Raw genomic sequence first — 19,060 nt, forward strand, 5'->3', positions numbered from 1 at the left:
GCATGGCGACCCTGACCTTCGCCGCCGCGCTCAACGCGGCGCTGGCCGACGAGATGGCCGCCGACGACATGGTGGTGGTGTTCGGCGAGGACGTCGGCACCCTCGGCGGTGTCTTCCGCATCACGGACGGGCTGACCGCGCGCTTCGGTGAGGAGCGCTGCTTCGACACCCCGCTGGCCGAGTCCGGCATCGCGGGCATGGCCGTGGGCATGGCCCTCGGCGGCGCCCGCCCCGTGATCGAGATGCAGTTCGACGCGTTCGCGTACCCGGCCTTCGAGCAGATCGCCTCGCACGTGGCCAAGATGCGCAACCGCACCAAGGGCGCCACGCCCATGCCGATCACCATCCGCATCCCCTACGGCGGCGGCATCGGCGGCGTGGAGCACCACTGCGACTCCTCCGAGTCCTACTACGCGCACACCCCGGGCCTGAAGGTGTACACCCCGGCCTCGGTGAAGGACGCGTACATGATGCTGCGTTCGGCCATCCGTCTGGACGATCCGGTGGTCTTCATGGAGCCCAAGAAGATGTACTGGACCAAGGCCGAGCTCGACCTCGACCAGCTGCGCGAAGAGTTCGAGGAGGGCTGGGCCCGCGTCGAGGACAAGAAGGAGCACGGCGAGGCCTGGGCGCGCGCCGCCGTCGTCCGCGAGGGCACGGACGTCACCCTCGTCTCCTACGGGCCCTCCGTCCCCACCTGCCTCGCCGCCGCCCACGCGGCCGCGGAGGAAGGGCTCTCGGTGGAGGTCGTGGACCTGCGCACCGTGAACCCGCTGGACGAGGACACGATGACCGCCTCGGTCGCCAAGACCGGCCGCGCCGTCGTCGTCGCCGAGCCGCAGGGCTTCGCGTCCGTGGCCTCCGAGCTGGTGGCCCGGATCCAGCAGCGCTGCTTCCACTCGCTGGCGGCGCCCGTGGGCCGCGTGACCGGCTTCGACATCCCGTTCCCCGCGCCGAAGCTCGAGGAGCACCACCTGCCGAACATCGACCGCATCCTGGACGCGATCGACGACCTGAACTGGGACCTGGACGCCGAGGAGGCCCGCGCATGAGCAACACCTTCCTGCTGCCCGACCTGGGCGAGGGCCTGACCGAGGCCGACATCGTCCGCTGGCTCGTCGCCGAGGGCGACACCGTGGCCGTCGACCAGCCCATGGTCGAGGTCGAGACCGCCAAGGCCCTCGTCGAGGTGCCGAGTCCGTACGCCGGCACCGTGCTGACCCTGCACGGCGCCGAGGGCGAGACGATGGACGTCGGCAGCCCGCTGATCACCGTCGGCGAGGCCGGCGAGTCCGGTGAGGGCTCCGCGCCCGTCGCCGGCACCGAGGCCCAGGCCGTCCCGCCTTCGACCGGTGCGGCCGCGGCCGAGGCCGCCCGCCCCGGCGCGCTGAGCTACCGCGAGGAGGAGATGGCCGGGGTCCAGCCGAAGCCGGACAAGGCCCGCGGCGGCGACGGCGACGTCGCCGGCTCCGACGACGAGGCCTCCGGCGCCGTGCTCATCGGCTACGGCACCTCCGGCCACAGGGCCACCTCCCGCAGCCGTCCGTCCAAGCGCGGCCGCGGCGCCGCCCGCCCGACACCGGCCCCCACGGCCGAGGCCGGCGCCCCGCGCGTGGCCTCCCCGATCGTCCGCAAGCTCGCCCGCGAGAAGGGCGTGGACGTGGCCGCGCTGACCGGCACGGGCCCGGACGGCCTGATCACCCGCGCCGACGTGCTCGCCGCGGCCGAGGGCTCCACCCCGCAGACCGCCCCGACCCCGGCCCCGTCGGCCGCGGCCGCCGCGCAGGCGGGCGCCGTGGACGGGCGGACCGGCCTGGCCGTCGTCGCCCGCACCCCGATCTCGGGGGTGCGCAAGGTGATCGCGGACCAGCTCTCCCGCTCGCGCCGCGAGGTCCCGGAGGTCACGGCGTGGCTGGACGTGGACGTCACCGCCCTGCTCGAGCTGCGGGTCGCGCTCAAGGCGAAGGACCCGGAGAACGCGCCCTCGCTGCTCGGCCTGATCGCCCGTTTCACCCTGGCCGGCCTGCGCCGGTACCCGGTGATGAACGCGCGCATCGAGGCCGGGGCGGACGGCCAGGACGAGATCGTGGAGGTCGACGGCGTCCACCTCGGCCTGGCCGTGCAGACCGACCGCGGCCTCATGGTGCCCTCCGTCGAGCACGCGGAGAAGCTGTCCGCGGACGAGCTCACCGCCGCGATCAACGACACCGTCAGCCGTGCCCGCGCGGGCAGGGCCGCCCCGGCCGAGCTCACCCGCGGCACGTTCACGCTGAACAACTACGGCCCGCTGGGCACGGACGGCGCCACGCCGATCATCAACGTGCCCGAGGTCGGGATGCTCGGCATCGGCCGGATCATCGACCGCCCGTGGGTCGTGGACGGGGAGATCGTGGTCCGCAAGGTCACCGAGATGACCGTGACCTTCGACCACCGCGTCACCGACGGCGCCACCGCGAGCGCGTTCCTCACGTTCGTGGCGGACTGCCTCCACGACCCGACGGCGGCCCTCGCCCGGATCTGATCCGGACGATCCCCGCCCGCCCCGACCCCGGACGAGCCCTGCGATGTGGCGGCCATACCTCGCGGAAGGCCGCCACATCGCAGGGCTCGTCGCGTGGTGGGGGTGCGGTGAGCGTGCGGGGAGGGGTCAGTCCGCGCGGCCGCGGCGAAAGGCCGTGCCGAGCGCGCCCCACAGCAGGACCGCGGGGGAGGCGCTGAGCAGGATCCCGGCCGGCTCGGCCGCCGGGTGGGGGCCTGCGCCGCTGGTCGCGGGGGTGTCGAGGGTGAGGGCCAGCAGCGTCAGCCCGGCCGCCAGGCCCGCGACGCCCAGGGACCAGAGCGTGGCCTCCACGCCGCGGGCGCCGCGCGGTACGGGCCGCGGTGCGCCGTCGTACCGGGCGAACGGCACGGCGAGCAGGCCCCAGGCGGCGGAAACGAGCGCCGCGGCGGCCATGTCCGACGGCCGGTGCCAGGCCTCCGTGTAGGCGACGGCGCCGGTGCAGGAGCTCACCACGGCGCCGAGGACGGTGGTGAGAGGTCGCCACCGGGCGGGCACGAGCAGCAGCGCGGCCACCGCGGCGCCCGTCGCGAGCGTCATGTGGCCCGAGGGCAGTGAGTTGCCGCCGGACCACGGGACCCCGTCGGCGTGCTCGGGCCGCGGAAGCGCCGCCTTGAGCAGCTGCGTGGTGAGGTTGGACCCGGCCAGCACGAGGAGGGCGAGCAGCCCCCGCCGCCGCCACCGGGCCACGGCGAGCGCGCCGAGCGAGGCCAGCGCCATGCCGACCGCCAACGCGAGCGGCAGGATCCGCACCACCTGGGAGGTCACGTCCGGCACGGTGTCCGCGTAGCGCTCCTCGACGGCGCGGAACACCTGGTACTCGAGCACCTGGCCGGCGGAGGACCACACCAGGGCGGCGTAGACCAGCACGACGCCGGCCACGCACGCGGCCAGCGCCAGCCACCACGTCCACGAGGGGAGGCGGCGGGGGGCGCGGGCGGTGGGGGGCATGGGTTCCATTGTGTCGGACGCGCAGCCGTCATGCAGGCTTCATCGGACGGTCACGCCCCCGTCGCCGTCCCGTCCTCCGCGCCTCTGAGCCGCCTGCCTAGCCTGGGGCCATGACCCGCGTGCCCCCCGCCCACGGACATCGCCCGGCCCTCCGCGACTCCACCGGCTCGGCCCCCGGCCCGGGTGCCGAGCCGGGCCCCCGGCCCCGTCTCTCGGCCGAGGACCTGCTGGCCGCCCGGGACGCCCTGGCCCCCTTCGGCCGGCTGAGCCGGCAGGAGCCCATCGAGTGGGCCGCCGAGGAGCCCCTCGCCCCGGACCTGGCCGACTTCTACCGCTACGTGGGACCGGAGTGGCTGGAGATCGACACCCTCGGCCTGCCCGTGATGTTCTTCCCGCTGGACCGCCTGTGGGACGAGCAGGCCGGCTACCGGTGGAACCCCCGAACCGGTGCGCTGCTGGTGGACTGGAACGACGACTGGACCGTGGTGGCCAAGCAGGGCGCCGACCCGTTCATCCACGCGGCCTCCACCGGCCAGGTGCTCATGGCCCCGGGAGACGAGGGCTGGGAGGACCGCCTGGACGAGCCGCGACCGGTCTTCCGGGACCTCACCGAGATGACCCGCGCGCTCGCGGCCGTGGGCACGGCGTGGGCGCGCTTCGACGACCCGTTCACCGCCGACTGGCATCTCACCGAGGAGGTGACGGCCGCCGTCGTCGCCGGCCTGGAGGGGGTGCTCGGCGCCCACGACCGCGCCGTGGACCTGGCCCGAGCCCTCGGCTACCTCCGCGCCGTCTGAGCGTCGGCGCCGACACAGACAGTCCCACCCCGCCGGCGCCCGTCGGAACGGGAGCCGAGCGCCCTTCCTACACTGGCCGCATGAGCACCGCCCCCGCCCTGCCCCCGCTGCCCGGCGCGCCGGGCGGTCCCGCCCTGCCGAGCGTCGAGGAGCTGCTGGCCGACGCCGTCGCGGTCGCCCTGCCGATGCGCGTGAGGTTCCGCGGCACGGACCTGCGCCACGCCCTGCTGCTGCGCGGCCCGGCGGGCTGGGCCGAGTTCTCCCCGTTCCCGGAGTACGGTCCGCACGAGTGCGCCGCGTGGCTGGCCGCCGCGATCGAGGCCGGCTGGCAGGGCTGGCCCGCCCCGGTCCGCGAGACGGTCCCCGTCAACGCCACCGTGCCCGCGGTGGCCGCGGACGACGTCGAGGCCGTCCTGGCCCGCTACGGCGACGGCATCACCGCGGTCAAGGTCAAGGTGGCGGAACACGGCCCCGAGGGCGGGCTCGTCCCCGGCAGCCGCGAGGCCGACCTGGCCCGCGTACGGCGGGTGCGCGCGCTGCTGCCCCACGCGCAGGTCCGCGTCGACGCCAACGCCGGTTGGACGCCCACCGAGGCCGTGGACGTGCTCACCGCGCTGGCCGACGTGGGCCTCGAGTACGCGGAGCAGCCCGTGCCCGGCATCACCGACCTCGCGGAGGTCCGCGCGGAGCTGCGCGCCCGGGGCGTCCCCACCCCGATCGCCGCGGACGAGGCGGTCCGCAAGGCCGAGGACCCGCTCGCCGTCGCGGCCGCCGGGACCGCGGACCTGATCGTGGTGAAGGTCCAGCCGCTCGGGGGCGTGCGCCGCGCCGCGGCGATCGTGGCGGCCGCGGGGCTGCCCGCGGTGGTCTCCTCCGCGCTGGACACCTCCGTGGGCATCGCCGGCGGCGCCGCGCTGGCCGCCTGCCTGCCGTCCCTGCCGCACGCGTGCGGGCTCGGCACCGCGGCCCTCTTCGAGCACGACGTCGTCGCCCCGGCCTGGCGCCCACGCGCGGGGGCCCTCCCGGCGCCGGGGGAGCGGGCCCCCGCCCCCGACCCGGAGCTGCTCGACCGCGTCCGGGCAGACGGGGCGCGGCAGGCGTGGTGGGCCGACCGCGTGCGCGCGGCCCACGCGGTGCTGGCCGCGCAGGGCTGACGGGCCCGCCCGGTCCCCGTCGGCGCGGGGCATGTGAGTCGGATTACAGCACGTCGACGGGACGAAATCCGGCGGCCGGGAAGAGTTCAACTCGCGGCCACCTGGGCGTGGCTCGCCGCTCGGAGTGAGGGGCCAAGGTGAGGGCGGCCCCGGCCGGTCTCACCCCCGGGGTCGCCTCCGGCCCGGCACCGGACCCCGGACCATCCCCACGACGCGAAGGACCCCGTCATGCTGAAGCGCCTCCTCCCCATGGCCGGCCACACCCGTGGCAACCGCTCCGCCGTCACGTGCGAGCTCAAGTGCGGCAACGCGTGCGCCCACCCGGTGCCCAACACCTCGGCGAACCCGACCTTCCAGCAGATCGCGGAGACCGCCATCTCCCGCCGCTCCGCCCTGGTCGGCGGCACCGGCCTCGCCGCCGCCGTCGTCATCGGCTCCCAGGTGGCCCAGGCCCCCGAGGCGCTCGCGGACAACGGTCGGCGCCCGACCGGCGGCGGCAAGCTCCCCTTCGAGCCCATCGCCCCGGTGACCCGCACCGTGGACACCATGACCGTGCCGGAGGGCTACGACTGGGGCACCGTGATCCGCTGGGGCGACCCGCTGTTCGCCGACTCCCCGGAGTTCGACATCGAGCACCAGACCGGTGCGTCGCAGGCCGCCCAGTTCGGCTACAACAACGACTACCTGAACATCATCACCGACGGCGGCAACGACCGCTCCGGCTACCTCGTCTCCAACCACGAGTACACCAACGAGAACATCATGTTCTCCCCGGAGTACATCGCCTCGAACTTCGAGGACGTCGTCAACGTCGGCCTCCAGGCCCACGGCCTGTCCATCGTGGAGCTCAAGCGCGCCAAGCGCGGCGCCCAGTGGGAGTACGTCCGCGGTGGCCGCCGCAACCGCCGCATCACCGGCACCACCGAGTTCGAGGTCCGCGGCCCGGCCGCCGGCCACGCGCTGCTCACGACCGTCGAGGACCCGACCGGCACCCGCGTGCTGGGCACCCTGAACAACTGCGCCGGCGGCACCACCCCGTGGGGCACCGTGCTCTCCGGCGAGGAGAACTTCAACCAGTACTTCAAGGGCCGCGGCACCGCCGAGGAGAAGCGCTACGGCATCTCCACCTCCGCCACCCGCCGCGGCTGGGAGAAGGTCCACGACCGCTTCGACCTGACCAAGCCCGGCTACGAGAACGAGGCCAACCGCTTCGGCTGGGTCGTCGAGATCGACCCCGAGGACCCCACCTCCACGCCCGTGAAGCACACCCTCCTGGGCCGCTTCAAGCACGAGGCCGGCACCGCCGTGATCTCCCCGTCCGGCCACGCCGTGGTCTACTCCGGCGACGACGAGCGCCACGACTACCTGTACAAGTTCGTCTCCGCCGAGAAGGTCCGCGAGGGCGACAAGAAGCACAACATGCGCCTGATGGACAAGGGCACCCTCTACGTGGCCAAGTTCTCCGGCGACTCCCCGGCCGCCCAGATCGACGGCAGGGGCACCCTGCCCTCGGACGGCGCCTTCGACGGCTCCGGCGAGTGGATCGCCCTGGCCGACGAGAAGACGTCCTTCGTCCCGGGCATGTCCCTGGCCGAGGTCCTCGTCTACACCCGCCTCGCGGCAGACAAGATGGGCGCCACCAAGATGGACCGCCCGGAGGACGTCGAGACCAACCCGGTCACCGGCAAGGTCTACGCGGCCCTGACCAACAACACCAAGCGCACCGCCGTGGACGAGGCCAACCCGGTCATCGGCAACCGCGACGGCCACGTCATCGAGATCACCGAGCGGGGCGGGGATCACACCTCCACCACCTTCACCTGGGTCATCCTGCTGCTCGCCGGCGACCCGGCGGTCTCCTCCTCGGCCTACTTCGCCGGCTACCCGAAGGAGAAGGTCTCCCCGATCTCCTGCCCGGACAACCTGGCGTTCGACTCCGAGGGCAACCTCTGGATCTCCACCGACGGCCAGCCCGGCACCATCGGCTACGCCGACGCGCTGCACAAGGTCACCCTCGACGGCGCCGAGCGCGGCCGCGTCCAGCAGTTCCTCGCCGTCCCCCGCGACGCCGAGACCTGCGGCCCCGTGATCCACGACCGCGACAACTCCGTGTTCGTCAACGTCCAGCACCCGGGCGAGGACGGCACCTGGGGCGCGCACACCTCCTCCTTCCCGGACTTCCTGAGCCCGACCGGCCCGGTCCAGGTGGGCGACAAGGTCGCGGCCCCGCGTCCGTGCGTCGTCCAGGTGTTCAACGCCACCGGGAACAACGGCATCGGCAAGGGCGCCGGCAAGGAGAAGGGCAACAAGGGCAAGGGCAACGGCAACGGCAACGGCAAGGGCAACGGCAAGGGCAACGGCAACGGCAAGGGCCCGAAGGGCTGACCCCCGCCTCCGCGAGGACCCTCGACGAGGCCGTCACGGCCGGCGCCACCGCGTCACCGTGGCGGCCTCGCCGCGTCCGGGGCCCGTCCGCGCCCGGGCCTAGACTGGTGGCCACCATGACCTCCGTCGACTCCCTCTCCGTGGCACGCGCCGTCGCCACCGCCCTGATCGACGCCGGCATGCGGGACGCGGTGGTCTGCCCCGGCTCCCGCTCCGCCCCGCTGGCCTACGCGCTCGCGGCCCTCGAGCGCGCCGGCGAGGTCCGCCTGCACGTGCGGGTGGACGAGCGCTCGGCCGGCTTCCTCGCCCACGGGCTCTCGCTGGCCTCGGGGCGCCCGGTGGGCGTGCTGACCACCTCGGGCACCGCCGTCGGGAACCTGCTGCCCGCCCTGATGGAGTCCATCCACGCCGGCACGCGCGTGATCGCGCTGACCGCGGATCGTCCGCCCGAGCTGCACGGCACCGGCGCGAACCAGACCACGGACCAGAGGGGCGTGTTCGGCACGCACGTCCGCCATGCCGCCTCCCTCGGCTGCGACGCCGCCGACGGCGTGGATGCCGAGCAGCATCTGCGCCACGTGCGGGCCACCGTGCGCCGGGCCCTGCTGGCGGCCGAGGGGGTCGTCGCCGAGGCCGGTTCCGACGACGGCGCGCCCGGTCCGGTGACGATGGCAGAGGCCCCGGCCGGGCCGGTCCACCTGAACCTGCACTTCCGCGACCCGCTCGTGCCGAGTCCTGAGGAGGCGGCCGCCATGGGCGCCGCCGCGGCGCCGCACACCCCTGCTCCGGCCGTCGCCCCGACCGGCGCGAGCCCGGCCGCCGCCGCGTCGGCCTACCGGGCGCCCGGGGCGGTGCTCTCGGGGCTGCCCGAGCTGGACGTCGCCCGCCTGGACCAGCGGCGCACCGTCGTGCTGGCCTGCCACGGCGCCGGCCCCGTGGCCGCGGCCTTCGCGCTGTCCCTGGGCCTGCCCCTGCTGGCCGAGCCGTCGTCGAACGCGCGGTTCTCCGCCAACGCCATCGCCGCCTATCCGCTCCTGCTGGGCGCGGCCGGCGGGCGCGACGCGGACGCACACCCCCTTGCCGCCCGCATCGAACGGGTCGTGCTGTTCGGCCGGCCCACGCTCACCCGGACGGTCAACGCCCTGCTGGCCCGCCCCGACGTCGCCACGGCCCTGCACGCCCCCGAGCCCGCACCATGGTTCGAGCCGGGCCGGCGCCGGGAGACGCCCGTGGAGACCCTCGAGGAGCTCGCCGCCTTCGCCGGGCAGGGCGAGCCCGGCTGGCTCGCCGCGTGGCAGCACGCCTCGATGCGCGCCCAGGCCGCCGTGGAGGACGCGCTCGTCACCACCGACGCCGGCGACCGGCTCAGCCCGCAGACGGTGGCGCACGTGAGCGCCGCCATGGTCCGGGGTCCGCTCGTGCTGGGCTCGTCCTCGGTGATCCGGGACGTGGACCTGACCTGGCGGCCCCCCTCGGCGCCGGACGCGGAGGTGTACGCCAACCGCGGGCTCGCCGGGATCGACGGGACCGTCTCCACGGCCGCGGGCGTCGCACTGGCGCGCGGACGGCGGACCGTGGCCCTGCTCGGCGACCTCACCGCCCTGCACGAGGCGGGCGGCCTGCTCGTGGGCCCCACCGAGACCGAGCCGGACCTCGACCTCGTGGTCGTCAACGACGACGGCGGGGCGATCTTCGCGAGCCTCGAACACGGGGCCGTGGCCGAGGCGCCCGGCATGGCGGACCCCGTCGAACGGCTCTTCGGCACCCCGCACGGCGTGGACCTGGCCGCCCTGGCCGCCGCGTACGGCCTCCCGCACACGCGGGTCACCGACCGCGTCGACCTCGTCCGGGCCCTGTCCGACCCGGTGCGCGGCCGGCGTCTGCTCGAGGTCCGCTGCGACCGCGCCGACCGCCCGCGCGTCGCCGCCGCCCTGGCCGCGGCGGTGCGCGCCACGTTCCCGCCCGCGTGCCCCGTCCCGGACCCCGCGCCGGACGCCGGCCCGGCCCCCGCCCCGCCCACCGCCGAGCTCGCCGCCGAGGAGGCCCCCCAGTGACCGGCACGCCGACGTCGCCCGCGCCCGCCTCGACCCCCGCCGTCGTGCGCCGTGCCGACGTGCTGATCTCCGGCTGCGGCCCCGCCGGCGCCACCGCCGCCGCCCACCTCGCCGCGGCGGGGCTGGACGTGGTGGTGCTCGAGAAGACCGCGCACCCGCGTGAGAAGGTCTGCGGCGACGGCCTGACCCCGCAGGCGGTCCGGGAGCTGCAGCTGCTCGGCGTGCCCCACCGGGGTGAGCCCGGCGACGACGGCGGCTGGCGCGTCATCCGCGGCCTGCGGCTGCGCGCGGGCGAGCGCAGCGTGGACGTGCCGTGGGCGCCCACCCAGACGTGGCCGGACTACGCGCTCACGCGCACCCGACGCGATTTCGACGCCCTCCTGGCGGACCTGGCGCGCACCCGCGGCGCCGAGGTCCGCGAGCGGCACGCCGTCACCGGCGTCGTGCGGGACGAGGCCGGACGCGTGGTCGGGCTGGACGCGGAGCTGATCGCGCCGAACGGCCGCAAGACCGGGGAGACCGCCCGCTTCACCGCACCGATCGTGCTCGCGTGCGACGGCGTCTCCGCCCGCGCCGCCGTCTCCGCGGGCCTGCACCGCCGCGAGGACCGGCCCATGGGCGTGGCCGTGCGGGCCTACTACACCGCCGGCGCCGCCGTCGACGGGGCGATCCCCGCCCCGCCCGGCGACCGGGGGGAGTGGATGGAGTCCTGGCTGCGCCTGCCGGATGCCGAGGGCAACCCGCTGCCCGGCTACGGCTGGCTGTTCCCGCTCGCGGACGGCACCGTGAACGTGGGCCTGGGCATCCTGGACACCTCCCCGCAGTTCGGGAAGCTGGACTACCGCGGGCTGCTGAAGTCCTGGACCGGGGCGCTCACCGCGGACTGGGGGATCGCCGAGCAGACGCGCACCTCGCGGATCCTCGGCGCGGCCCTGCCGATGGCGTTCAACCGCACCCCGCAGCACGTGCCGGGCATGCTCCTGGTGGGCGACGCGGCCGGCATGGTGTCCCCGTTCAACGGCGAGGGCATCGGGTTCGCGATGGAGGCGGCCCGCCTCGCCGCGGACCTGGCGGTGCAGGCGCACGCGGCCGGGACCGACGGCGCCGCGGACGCGATCCTGTCCCGTTACCCGGTGATCACCCAGCACCTGTGGGGCCGCCACTTCGCCCTCGGCGCCCGGTTCGCCCGCCTGATCGGCGATCCGCGGGTGATGAAGGCGGCGCTGGGCGCCGGGATGGCCGCACCCCCGCTGCTGCGGGCCGCGGTGAAGGTCATGGGCAACACGGTGGACGCGCGGGGCGGCGACGCCGTCGACCGGGCCGTCCGCGTCCTCGAGGCCCTCACCCCCGCGCTGACGACCGCGGGCGGCGCGCCGTTGGGTAGGCTTGCCCGGTGACCACCGCAGACCCCGGCTTCGCCCTGCCCTCCGGCTTCGAACCCCTCGCCGAGCACGGCCGTGTCCTGGAGGTCGTGCTGACCGCGCTCGAGCAGGTCGAGGAGCAGCTGGACACCGCCCTCGGCTTCGACGACCTGTTCTCCGACACCGCCGCCCACCACCTGATGGCCGCCGGCGGCAAGCGGGTCCGTCCGGTCCTGACGGTGCTCGCCTCCCTCCTGGGCGACCCCGCCCTGGCCTCCGGCGAGGTCGCCGACGTGGACGCGCCCGCCCGCCAGGCCGCCGTCGTGATGGAGCTGACGCACCTGGCCACGCTGTACCACGACGACGTGATGGACGAGGCCCCCGTGCGCCGCGGCGCCCCCGCCGCCCACCGGCTGTGGGGCAACTCGGCGGCGATCCTGGCCGGCGACCTGATCTTCGCCCGCGCCTCCCAGCTCATGGCCGAGCTCGGCCCGCGGCCCGTGCAGATCCAGGCGGACACCTTCGAACGCCTCGTGCAGGGCCAGCTGTGGGAGACCCGCGGCCCGGCCGAGGGCGCGGACCCGATCGAGCACTACTACGCGGTGCTCTCCGGCAAGACCGGCTCGCTGATCGCCGCGGCCGGCATGCTCGGCGCGCTGCTGGGCGGGGCCGACGAGGCCGCCGTCCAGGTGATGCGCGCGTACGGCGAGAAGGTGGGTTTGGCCTTCCAGCTCGCCGACGACCTGATCGACCTCACCGGCGACGCCGAGCGGATCGGCAAGGTCCCCGGCACGGACCTGCGCGAGCGCGTGCCCACCCTGACCACGCTGCTGCTGGCCCGCGCCGCGCAGGGCGAGGGGCCGGAGGCCGAGGACGCCCGCCGGGTGCGCGCGCTCGTGGACGGGCCGCTCGACACCGACGAGCAGCTGGCCGCCGCCGTCGCCGCGCTCACGGGCCACCCCGCCATCGACGAGGCGTGGGAGATCACCCGCGGCTGGGCGGAACAGGCCAAGCAGGCGCTCGCCCCGCTGCCGGGCTCCGCCGTGAAGGCGGCGCTCGAGGCGTTCGCCGACTACGTGGTCGGGCGCTCGGCCTGACGCCGTGGTCCGCGGCTCCGCGGCGTCGCCGCCTCGATCCGGGGAGGCCGCTCAGTCCAGGCGGGTCGGGGCGGGGTCCAGCGCGGCCGCGAGCTCCCGCGCCTTGCCGGCGCGGACCTCCGGGGCCACCGGGTGGCGCAGCTGCCGGTAGAGCATGTCCCCCTCGAAGCGGGGGAACACGTGCAGGTGGTAGTGCCACACGTGCTGGTTGCCGGCGGGCTCGTTGTGCTGGCGTGTGGAGACCCCCTCCGGGGCCCACGCGCGCTTCATGGCCAGCGCCACCTGCTGGGCCATCAGCGCGATGCGCTGCAGCACGCGCGGGGGCAGGTCGTAAAGGTTCTCGTAGTGCTCGGCCGGGCAGACCATGGCGTGGCCCTCGTGGTCGCCGAACCCGTCCACGGCGATCAGCACGAGCAGGTCCTCGTCCTGGTAGACGGTGTCCCCGAGCTCGCAGCGGTTGCCCGGGTCGGAGACGTCGCCGGCCACGAGCCCGCAGAACGGGCAGACGTAGCCGTCCGGGGCGTGGGAGACCGAGGCGGGCGCGGTCACCGGTCCCGCCCCTCGCCGTCGTCCTCGGGGTCCTCGAAGGTCCACGCGAGCAGGTCCGTCAGGAACTCGCTGAAGGTGCCGCCCTCGTCCTGCCACTCGCCCTCGGGCGCGTCGGCACCGGCGGAGCGCCGCCACACCAGCGGGTCCGGCAACGCCAGGTTGTCCACCGGCAGGCCCCACACGACCGTCTCGTCCGCGTCCTCCAGGAACATGAGGAAGCCGTCCCGCACCTCGAGGTCCTCGGGGTCCCACACGTAGTGGTCCGTCTCCATGAGGTCGCCGCAGTTGCCCAGGGCGAGGTAGAACTCACGCAGGGCGGCCGGGATCGTGAGTCCGGCGCCGAGCTGCTCCGCCGCGGGGGACTGGGCCAGCCGGGCGTCGACGTCGGCCGGGGAGAGGCCGTCGTCCTCGGCCCAGGCGTCGCCCAACAGGTCCGGGACGAGCCGCTGGAAGGCCGGGAGGTACACGGGGGCGGGGGGCTTGGCGGGCATGTCGTCAGTCTAGGCGTGCGCGCCCTGCCCGGCCCGGACCGCCCGACGCTGCAGGCGGGAGGCGTTCAGCTGGTCCACGGTGAACACCGCCAGGGACAGCCAGATCAGCCCGAAGCCCGCCCAGCGGGCCGCGGGCATCTGCTCGCCGAGCACCGTGACCGCCACGAGGAACTGCAGGATGGGCGCCGTGTACTGCAGCATCCCGAGCGTGGTCAGCGTGAGGGAGCGGGCCGCCGCCGAGAACAGGATGAGCGGCACGGCGGTGAGCACGCCGAGCCCGGCCATGAGCCAGAAGTGGCCGGGCCCCTCGGTGACCGTGGTGAGCAGCCCGGCCTGCGCCAGCAGCACGCTGCCCACCACGAACACGGGGATCAGCACCACGGTCTCGGCGGTCATCGCGGTCACTGCGTGCACGGGGGAGGGGAAGCGCTTCTTCACGAAGCCGTAGAGCCCGAACGAGGTGGCCAGCCCGAGCGCGATCCACGGCACCTGCCCCATCGCCGCGGACATGACGACGACGGCGGCCACCGCGATCCCGACGGCCACCCACTGGCCCCGCCGCAGCCGCTCCCCGAGGAAGAGCACGCCGAGCAGGACATTCACCAGCGGGTTCATGAAGTAGCCCAGCGAGGCCTGGAGCACGTTGCCCGTGGTGACCGAGACCGCGTACAGCAGCCAGTTCACCGCGATGATCCCGGCGGCCAGACCCGTGGTGCCCCAGCGGCCGGGCGTGGCCAGCGCCGTCCCCAGCTCGCCCAGGCGGCGCATGAGGCCGAGCAGCACGAGGCAGAAGATCAGGGCGAACCCGATGCGCACCACCACGATCTCCAGGGCCCCGGCAGGTGCGAGCATCGCCATGTAGAGCGGCAGCAGGCCCCACACGAAGTAGGCGGTGAAGCCGAGGGCCAGCCCCCGCGGGTCGTCGGCCGGGGCGGGCGAGACGGTGGGCAGGGCACCGGTGTCGGGGGCGGCGCCGTCGGGGGTCACGCCGGGCCGGGCAGAGGGGGAGGAGGGGCTCACGCGGACCACTGTACGGTCCGGGTGAGCACTCTCACCCAGGTTCCTCCCGGTCACGGCGGTAGACTGGGGGGTCGATCCCGCGCGCCGGTGCCGGGCCTTGCCCCGCGCTCCGCCGGCGTGCCCCGCCGTCGTCGAAAAGGACCCACCCGCCGTGACCGTTCGCCCTGACCGCCCGTTGCGCATCGCCATCATCGGTGCCGGACCCGCCGGGGTGTACACGGCGGACATCCTGACCAAGGAGGAACGGGACTTCCCTGTCAGCATCGACCTGTTCGACCGGTACCCGGCCCCGTTCGGTCTGATCCGCTACGGGGTGGCCCCGGACCATCCGCGTATCAAGGGGATCGTGACCGCCCTGCACAAGGTCATGGACCGCGGGGACATCCGTTTCCTGGGCAACGTGGACTACGGCACGGACCTGAGCCTGGCGGATCTGCGTCGGCATTACGACGCGATCGTGTTCTCCACCGGTGCGGTGCGGGACGCGGCCCTGGACGTGCCCGGGGTGGAGTTGGCCGGCTCGTTCGGTGGCGCGGATTTCGCGTCCTGGTATGACGGGCACCCGGATGTGCCGCGGCACTGGCCGTTGGAGGCCACGCAGGTGGCGGTGATCGGCAACGGGAACGTGGCCCTGGATGTGGCCCGGATCCTGTCCAAGCATGCCGAGGACCTGTTGCCCACCGAGATCCCGGACAACGTGTACCGGGACCTGGCCGCCTCCCCGGTCACGGACGTGCACGTGTTCGGTCGGCGCGGGCCGGCGCAGGTGAAGTTCACCCCGCTGGAGCTGCGGGAGCTGGCGCATTCCCGGGATGTGGACATCGTGCTGTACGAGGAGGACTTCGACTTCGATGAGGCCTCGGAGCAGGCGATCGAGGAGAACAACCAGGTCCGCACCATGGTGGGCACGTTGACGAACTGGCTCATGGAGCAGGAGGACCGTCAGCAGAGCGCTTCCCGTCGGCTGCACCTGCATTTCCTGCAGGCCCCCGAGGAGTTCCTGGACGAGGACGGGGACGGCCGGGTGGACGGTCTGCGGATGCGTCGGATGGAGTTGGACGGTTCCGGTGGGGTCCGTCCGACGGGGGAGACCGTGGACTATCCGGTGCAGGCGGTGTACCGGGCCGTGGGGTATTTCGGTTCGCCCGTGGAGGGGGTGGAGTTCGATGAGGTGCGCGGGGTGATCCCGAACGCGCAGGGCCGGGTGCTGGACGCGGACGGCGCCCCGGTGCCGGGGCTGTACGCCTCGGGGTGGATCAAGCGGGGCCCGGTGGGCCTGATCGGGCACACCAAGGGTGACTCCCTGGAGACGATCAAGCATCTGATCGAGGACGAGCCGGGGCTGTGGACGGCCCAGGAGCCCTCCGAGGAGTCCGTGATCGAGCTGCTCGAGTCCCGTGAGGTGCCGTACACCACGTGGGCCGGCTGGCATGCTCTGGATGACCACGAGAAGTCCTTGGGTGCGCAGGCGACGGAGGCCGGTCCGGTGGCGCGGGAGCGGGTGAAGGTCGTGGACCGGGAGGAGATGACCCGCATCTCCCGCGACGGGGGGTCCGTCCCGTCCGTCTGATCCGGGGCGGGCCCTGGCCGCCCCGGCGCTAGGCTTCCGGGGTGGCCCGCCTCCTCGTCGACATCACCCCGCTGCGGGTCTCACCCGCCTACCGGCGGCTGTGGCTCGGCAACACGCTCTCGTACGTGGGCACGCAGCTCACGCTCGTGGCGGTGTCCCTCGAGGTGTTCGCCCTGACCGGCTCGTCGTTCGCGGTGGGCCTGCTCGGCCTCGCCGCGCTCGTGCCCCTCGTGGTCGCGGGCCTGTACGGCGGCGCGATCGCGGACCGGCACGACCGCCGCCGTGTCGCGCTGACCTCGTCGGCCGTCATGTGGCTGACCACGGTCGGCATCGCCGCGCAGGCCTGGGCCGGGCTCGAGTCGGTGTCGGTGCTGTACGCCCTCGTGGCCCTGCACTCCGGCGCGTCCGGCATCAACCAGCCCACCCGCGGCGCGATCATCCCCGCGCTCGTGGGCCTGCCGCTCGTGCCGGCGGCGAACGCGCTGAACATGATGACGTTCTCGGTGGCCCTGATGGTCGGCCCCATGCTGGGCGGCGTGCTCGTGGCGGCGGTCGGCTACGCGTGGACCTACTCGATCGACGTCGTCACCTTCCTCGCCGCCCTGTACGCCGTGTGGCGGCTGCCGTCCCTGCCGCCGCAGCGGGGCGAGGTCGCGGCCGCCTCGGGGACGCGCGGGGGCCTGGCCTCGGTGGTCGAGGGCCTGCGCTTCCTCGGCTCGCGACCGAACCTGCGGATGACCTTCCTCGCGGACATCGTGGCCATGACGACGGCGTTCCCGCGCGCCCTGCTGCCCGCCATCGGCGCCGTGGTGCTCGGCGGCGGTGAGGCCGCCGTCGGCGTGCTGCTGGCCGCGATGGCGGCGGGCGCGTTCCTCGCGGGACTGTTCTCCGCCCCGTTCACACGCCTGCATGCGCAGGGCTGGGGCGTGTACGTCTCGATCCTCGTGTGGGGCGCGGCGGTGGCCGCGTTCGGCGGCGTGGTGTGGTGGGCGCAGTCCCTGCCCGACGGCGATCCCCGCCTCACGCTCGCGTTCGCCCTCGCCGCGCTGTGCATGGCGGTGGGCGGGGCCGCGGACTCGCTCTCCGGCGTCTTCCGCGGCTCGATCCTGCAGTCCGCGACCCCGGACCACCTGCGCGGCCGGCTGCAGGGCGTGTTCGTCGTCGTGGTGGCGGGCGGGCCGCGCCTGGGCGAGTTGATCACCGGCGGTGTGTCCGTGGGCCTGGGGGAGGGGCCGACTCTGCTGGCCGGCGGTGTGCTGTGCATGCTCGGCGTGAGCGCGCTGATGCGGTGGCAGCCCGGCTTCCTGCGCTACGACGCACGGAACCCCACGCCCTGAGCGGGCGCGGGGTTCCGTGGTGAGTGCGTGGCGGGACGCTGTGAGCCAGCGAGCGCCGAGGATCACCAGGGAGCGCCGAGCCCGACGTTTCTGCCCGTGAGCCAGATGATTCTGCTGCAGATCGGGCCGCGAGACCGCCGAAACGTCTGGCTCGCGGCGGCCTGAGCCGCCCTCCGCGGGAGCCTCCACGACGACGGCGGCCGGCGGGTCAGCGGTCGCGGTCGGCCTGGAGCGTGGCCGGCACCGTGCCACCCAGGCGCGTCCAGTGGCGGACGAGGTCCTCGTCCGGGGCTGCCTGGAGCGTCTCGCGGGCCGCCTCCTCCGCCTTCTTGATGCGGCGCGCCAGACTCTGGTCCGCGCCCTCGTAGACGGCCGCGTGCCGGTGGGCGCGCAGCGATCCAGCGTCCTCCGTGCGACGCTCCACCGCCGCGAGCTGCTCGGCGATCGCGTCCTGGTTGGCGCGCTGGGCCTTCAGGTTCGCGGGGGCGAGCACCTGGGCCACGAACCCGTGGTCGAGGAGGAGGCCGCGCGGGGCGGCGACGCCGTGGCGCAGCGCGAGGTCCACATGGTCGTCGAAGGTCAGGAGCATGGCGGCCTTGGCGAACTTCAGGTCGTCGACCGGGCGGCCGTCCACGCGGGCCCGGGCCCGCGCCCGGCCGATCGTGGTGTCGGCGGACCACACGGCCCCGCGAGGGTCGATCAGGTACAGCATGGGGACTCCTGGTGGGATCGGAGGGGAGACGGCGTGCGGATCAGCGGAAGTTCACGAACTGCAGGTCCGCGTCCTCGAAGTCCTTGAGCATCGCGATGACCGACTGCAGGTCGTCGCGGGACTTGGAGGACACGCGCAGCTCGTCCCCCTGGATCTGGGCCTTGACGGACTTGGGGCCCTCGTCGCGGATCAGCTTGGTGATCTTCTTCGCGGTGGGCTGGTCGATGCCCTCCTTCATGGTCGCCTCGATGCGGTACTCCTTGCCGGAGGCGAACGGGGCGCCGGCGTCGAGGGACTTGAGGGAGATGCCGCGCTTGACGAGCTTGGACTCGAACACGTCCTTGACGGCCTTGACGCGCTCCTCGGAGGAGGCCTTCATGAGGATCTTCTCGCCGGAGAAGTCGATCTCGGCGCCGACGCCCTTGAAGTCGTAGCGCTGGGCGATCTCCTTCTGCGCCTGGTTCAGGGCGTTGGACACCTCCTGGCTGTCCACCTTGCTGACGACGTCGAACGTGGAATCGCTGGCCACGGGTGCTCTCCTTCAGGGTCTGCGGACGGGGCGCGCCCGTCGTCGACGGCCACTGCGGGGCCGCGCGGAGCGCTCTGCGGGCCAGCCTACCGGGGACGACGGACGCGGTCCCGGGCCGATTGGCGGCGTGGCGCGGAGATGCTGTACAGTGGACTCTCGCCCGACCGGTGCGGTCGTCCTCGAGACGTCCGGCAGCCGCCGGGTGGCAGGGCAGATTTCCCGAGCGGCCAAAGGGGGCTGACTGTAAATCAGCTGGCACTGCCTTCACTGGTTCGAATCCAGTATCTGCCACCGGAACGAAGACCCCGGGACCGTACGGTCCCGGGGTCTTCTGCCGTCCGGGGCCGTGGCACACCCCGCGTCCCCGCCCCGGGAGGTGGCGGCCTCCCGCCAGGCGACGTAGCCTGCCTGTGGTCCGTGTCACACCCGATGCCCTCCGCGGTCCGGCGGCGGCACGGCCGTGCATCGTGACGCCGTGCGGCGTCGCCCGACCGTC

Annotated in this window: 16 protein-coding genes and 1 tRNA gene; 11 read left to right on the plus strand and 6 right to left on the minus strand. The window is 74.3% G+C overall.

Translation table 11 applies throughout. From position 1 onward, the window contains the following. Positions 1-2 precede the first annotated feature (2 nt). Positions 3-1,052: an alpha-ketoacid dehydrogenase subunit beta gene (locus ABIB16_RS04520; protein ID WP_041104052.1), complete on the plus strand. Its 1,050-nt coding sequence runs from the start codon at positions 3-5 to the stop codon at positions 1,050-1,052. Then, positions 1,049-2,521 (plus strand): dihydrolipoamide acetyltransferase family protein, encoded by a 1,473-nt coding sequence (locus tag ABIB16_RS04525; protein ID WP_041104054.1) that lies wholly within the window; start codon positions 1,049-1,051, stop codon positions 2,519-2,521. Before ABIB16_RS04520 ends, ABIB16_RS04525 begins: the two co-directional genes overlap by 4 nt. A gap of 126 nt (positions 2,522-2,647) precedes the next feature. Here ABIB16_RS04525 and ABIB16_RS04530 read toward each other — a convergent pair whose 3' ends face one another. Further along, positions 2,648-3,508, minus strand: a complete 861-nt coding sequence (locus ABIB16_RS04530; protein ID WP_041104931.1) for a phosphatase PAP2 family protein — start codon at positions 3,506-3,508, stop codon at positions 2,648-2,650. A 110-nt stretch (positions 3,509-3,618) separates the two neighbouring features. Here ABIB16_RS04530 and ABIB16_RS04535 point away from each other — a divergent pair, with 110 nt between their 5' ends. The 6 genes from ABIB16_RS04535 to ABIB16_RS04560 all read left to right on the plus strand — a co-directional run bounded on the left by ABIB16_RS04535 (position 3,619) and on the right by ABIB16_RS04560 (position 12,356). Then, entirely contained in the window at positions 3,619-4,305 is a 687-nt protein-coding gene (locus ABIB16_RS04535) for a hypothetical protein (RefSeq protein WP_250161723.1), read from the plus strand. Positions 4,306-4,385: 80 nt separating this feature from the next. Then, positions 4,386-5,459 carry an o-succinylbenzoate synthase gene (locus ABIB16_RS04540; protein WP_250161724.1) on the plus strand — a complete coding sequence of 358 codons (1,074 nt, stop codon included), beginning with the start codon at positions 4,386-4,388 and terminating at the stop codon, positions 5,457-5,459. 228 nt (positions 5,460-5,687) lie between these two features. Continuing rightward, on the plus strand, positions 5,688-7,844 hold the full coding sequence (locus tag ABIB16_RS04545) for a PhoX family protein (RefSeq protein WP_354436069.1): 2,157 nt from the start codon (positions 5,688-5,690) through the stop codon (positions 7,842-7,844). A 116-nt stretch (positions 7,845-7,960) separates the two neighbouring features. Beyond that, positions 7,961-9,898, plus strand: a complete 1,938-nt coding sequence (gene menD, locus ABIB16_RS04550; RefSeq protein ID WP_041104939.1) for a 2-succinyl-5-enolpyruvyl-6-hydroxy-3-cyclohexene-1-carboxylic-acid synthase — start codon at positions 7,961-7,963, stop codon at positions 9,896-9,898. Beyond that, complete coding sequence (locus tag ABIB16_RS04555; RefSeq protein WP_082836653.1) at positions 9,895-11,295, plus strand: geranylgeranyl reductase family protein; 1,401 nt, start codon at positions 9,895-9,897, stop codon at positions 11,293-11,295. Before menD ends, ABIB16_RS04555 begins: the two co-directional genes overlap by 4 nt. Next, entirely contained in the window at positions 11,292-12,356 is a 1,065-nt protein-coding gene (locus ABIB16_RS04560) for a polyprenyl synthetase family protein (protein ID WP_144879414.1), read from the plus strand. The genes ABIB16_RS04555 and ABIB16_RS04560 overlap by 4 nt, the downstream gene beginning before the upstream one ends. Positions 12,357-12,407: 51 nt before the next feature. Here ABIB16_RS04560 and ABIB16_RS04565 read toward each other — a convergent pair whose 3' ends face one another. The 3 genes from ABIB16_RS04565 to rarD are packed head-to-tail and all read right to left on the minus strand — an operon-like array spanning position 12,408 to position 14,425. After that, entirely contained in the window at positions 12,408-12,905 is a 498-nt protein-coding gene (locus ABIB16_RS04565) for an HIT family protein (RefSeq protein ID WP_144879416.1), read from the minus strand. After that, entirely contained in the window at positions 12,902-13,396 is a 495-nt protein-coding gene (locus ABIB16_RS04570) for a hypothetical protein (protein ID WP_144879418.1), read from the minus strand. Before ABIB16_RS04570 ends, ABIB16_RS04565 begins: the two co-directional genes overlap by 4 nt. A 9-nt stretch (positions 13,397-13,405) precedes the next feature. Beyond that, complete coding sequence (gene rarD, locus ABIB16_RS04575; RefSeq protein WP_144879465.1) at positions 13,406-14,425, minus strand: EamA family transporter RarD; 1,020 nt, start codon at positions 14,423-14,425, stop codon at positions 13,406-13,408. 142 nt (positions 14,426-14,567) lie between these two features. Between rarD and ABIB16_RS04580 the strand changes: the two genes are divergently transcribed. Both ABIB16_RS04580 and ABIB16_RS04585 read left to right on the plus strand, forming a co-directional pair. Next, a complete protein-coding gene (locus ABIB16_RS04580) occupies positions 14,568-15,986 on the plus strand; it encodes an FAD-dependent oxidoreductase (protein WP_354436070.1) in 1,419 nt (472 codons plus the stop codon). 41 nt (positions 15,987-16,027) lie between these two features. Continuing rightward, positions 16,028-17,323 carry an MFS transporter gene (locus tag ABIB16_RS04585; RefSeq protein WP_354436071.1) on the plus strand — a complete coding sequence of 432 codons (1,296 nt, stop codon included), beginning with the start codon at positions 16,028-16,030 and terminating at the stop codon, positions 17,321-17,323. A 208-nt stretch (positions 17,324-17,531) separates the two neighbouring features. Here the strand turns inward: ABIB16_RS04585 and ABIB16_RS04590 are convergent, their stop codons facing one another. Next, the gene (locus tag ABIB16_RS04590; protein ID WP_230278056.1) at positions 17,532-18,035 is read right to left on the minus strand and encodes a hypothetical protein; all 504 of its coding nucleotides are present in this window, start codon (positions 18,033-18,035) and stop codon (positions 17,532-17,534) included. Between the two features lie 40 nt (positions 18,036-18,075). Further along, complete coding sequence (locus ABIB16_RS04595) at positions 18,076-18,564, minus strand: YajQ family cyclic di-GMP-binding protein (protein WP_002856881.1); 489 nt, start codon at positions 18,562-18,564, stop codon at positions 18,076-18,078. Between the two features lie 209 nt (positions 18,565-18,773). Between ABIB16_RS04595 and ABIB16_RS04600 the strand changes: the two genes are divergently transcribed. Then, positions 18,774-18,855 (plus strand) — tRNA-Tyr (locus ABIB16_RS04600). The last annotated feature ends 205 nt before the right edge of the window (positions 18,856-19,060 follow it).

Source organism: Micrococcus sp. UYEF5, from assembly GCF_040546065.1.
Classification (GTDB): domain Bacteria; phylum Actinomycetota; class Actinomycetes; order Actinomycetales; family Micrococcaceae; genus Micrococcus; species Micrococcus luteus.

What these genes read in the sequence shown, in the direction of transcription:
- ABIB16_RS04520 (WP_041104052.1), top strand. Translation starts at nt 3, where the DNA reads ATGGCGACCCTGACCTTCGCCGCCGCGCTCAACGCGGCGCTGGCCGAC.
- ABIB16_RS04590 (WP_230278056.1), bottom strand. Translation starts at nt 18,035, where the DNA reads ATGCTGTACCTGATCGACCCTCGCGGGGCCGTGTGGTCCGCCGACACC.
- ABIB16_RS04535 (WP_250161723.1), top strand. Translation starts at nt 3,619, where the DNA reads ATGACCCGCGTGCCCCCCGCCCACGGACATCGCCCGGCCCTCCGCGAC.
- menD (WP_041104939.1), top strand. Translation starts at nt 7,961, where the DNA reads ATGACCTCCGTCGACTCCCTCTCCGTGGCACGCGCCGTCGCCACCGCC.
- ABIB16_RS04570 (WP_144879418.1), bottom strand. Translation starts at nt 13,396, where the DNA reads ATGCCCGCCAAGCCCCCCGCCCCCGTGTACCTCCCGGCCTTCCAGCGG.
- ABIB16_RS04530 (WP_041104931.1), bottom strand. Translation starts at nt 3,508, where the DNA reads ATGCCCCCCACCGCCCGCGCCCCCCGCCGCCTCCCCTCGTGGACGTGG.
- ABIB16_RS04545 (WP_354436069.1), top strand. Translation starts at nt 5,688, where the DNA reads ATGCTGAAGCGCCTCCTCCCCATGGCCGGCCACACCCGTGGCAACCGC.
- ABIB16_RS04540 (WP_250161724.1), top strand. Translation starts at nt 4,386, where the DNA reads ATGAGCACCGCCCCCGCCCTGCCCCCGCTGCCCGGCGCGCCGGGCGGT.
- ABIB16_RS04525 (WP_041104054.1), top strand. Translation starts at nt 1,049, where the DNA reads ATGAGCAACACCTTCCTGCTGCCCGACCTGGGCGAGGGCCTGACCGAG.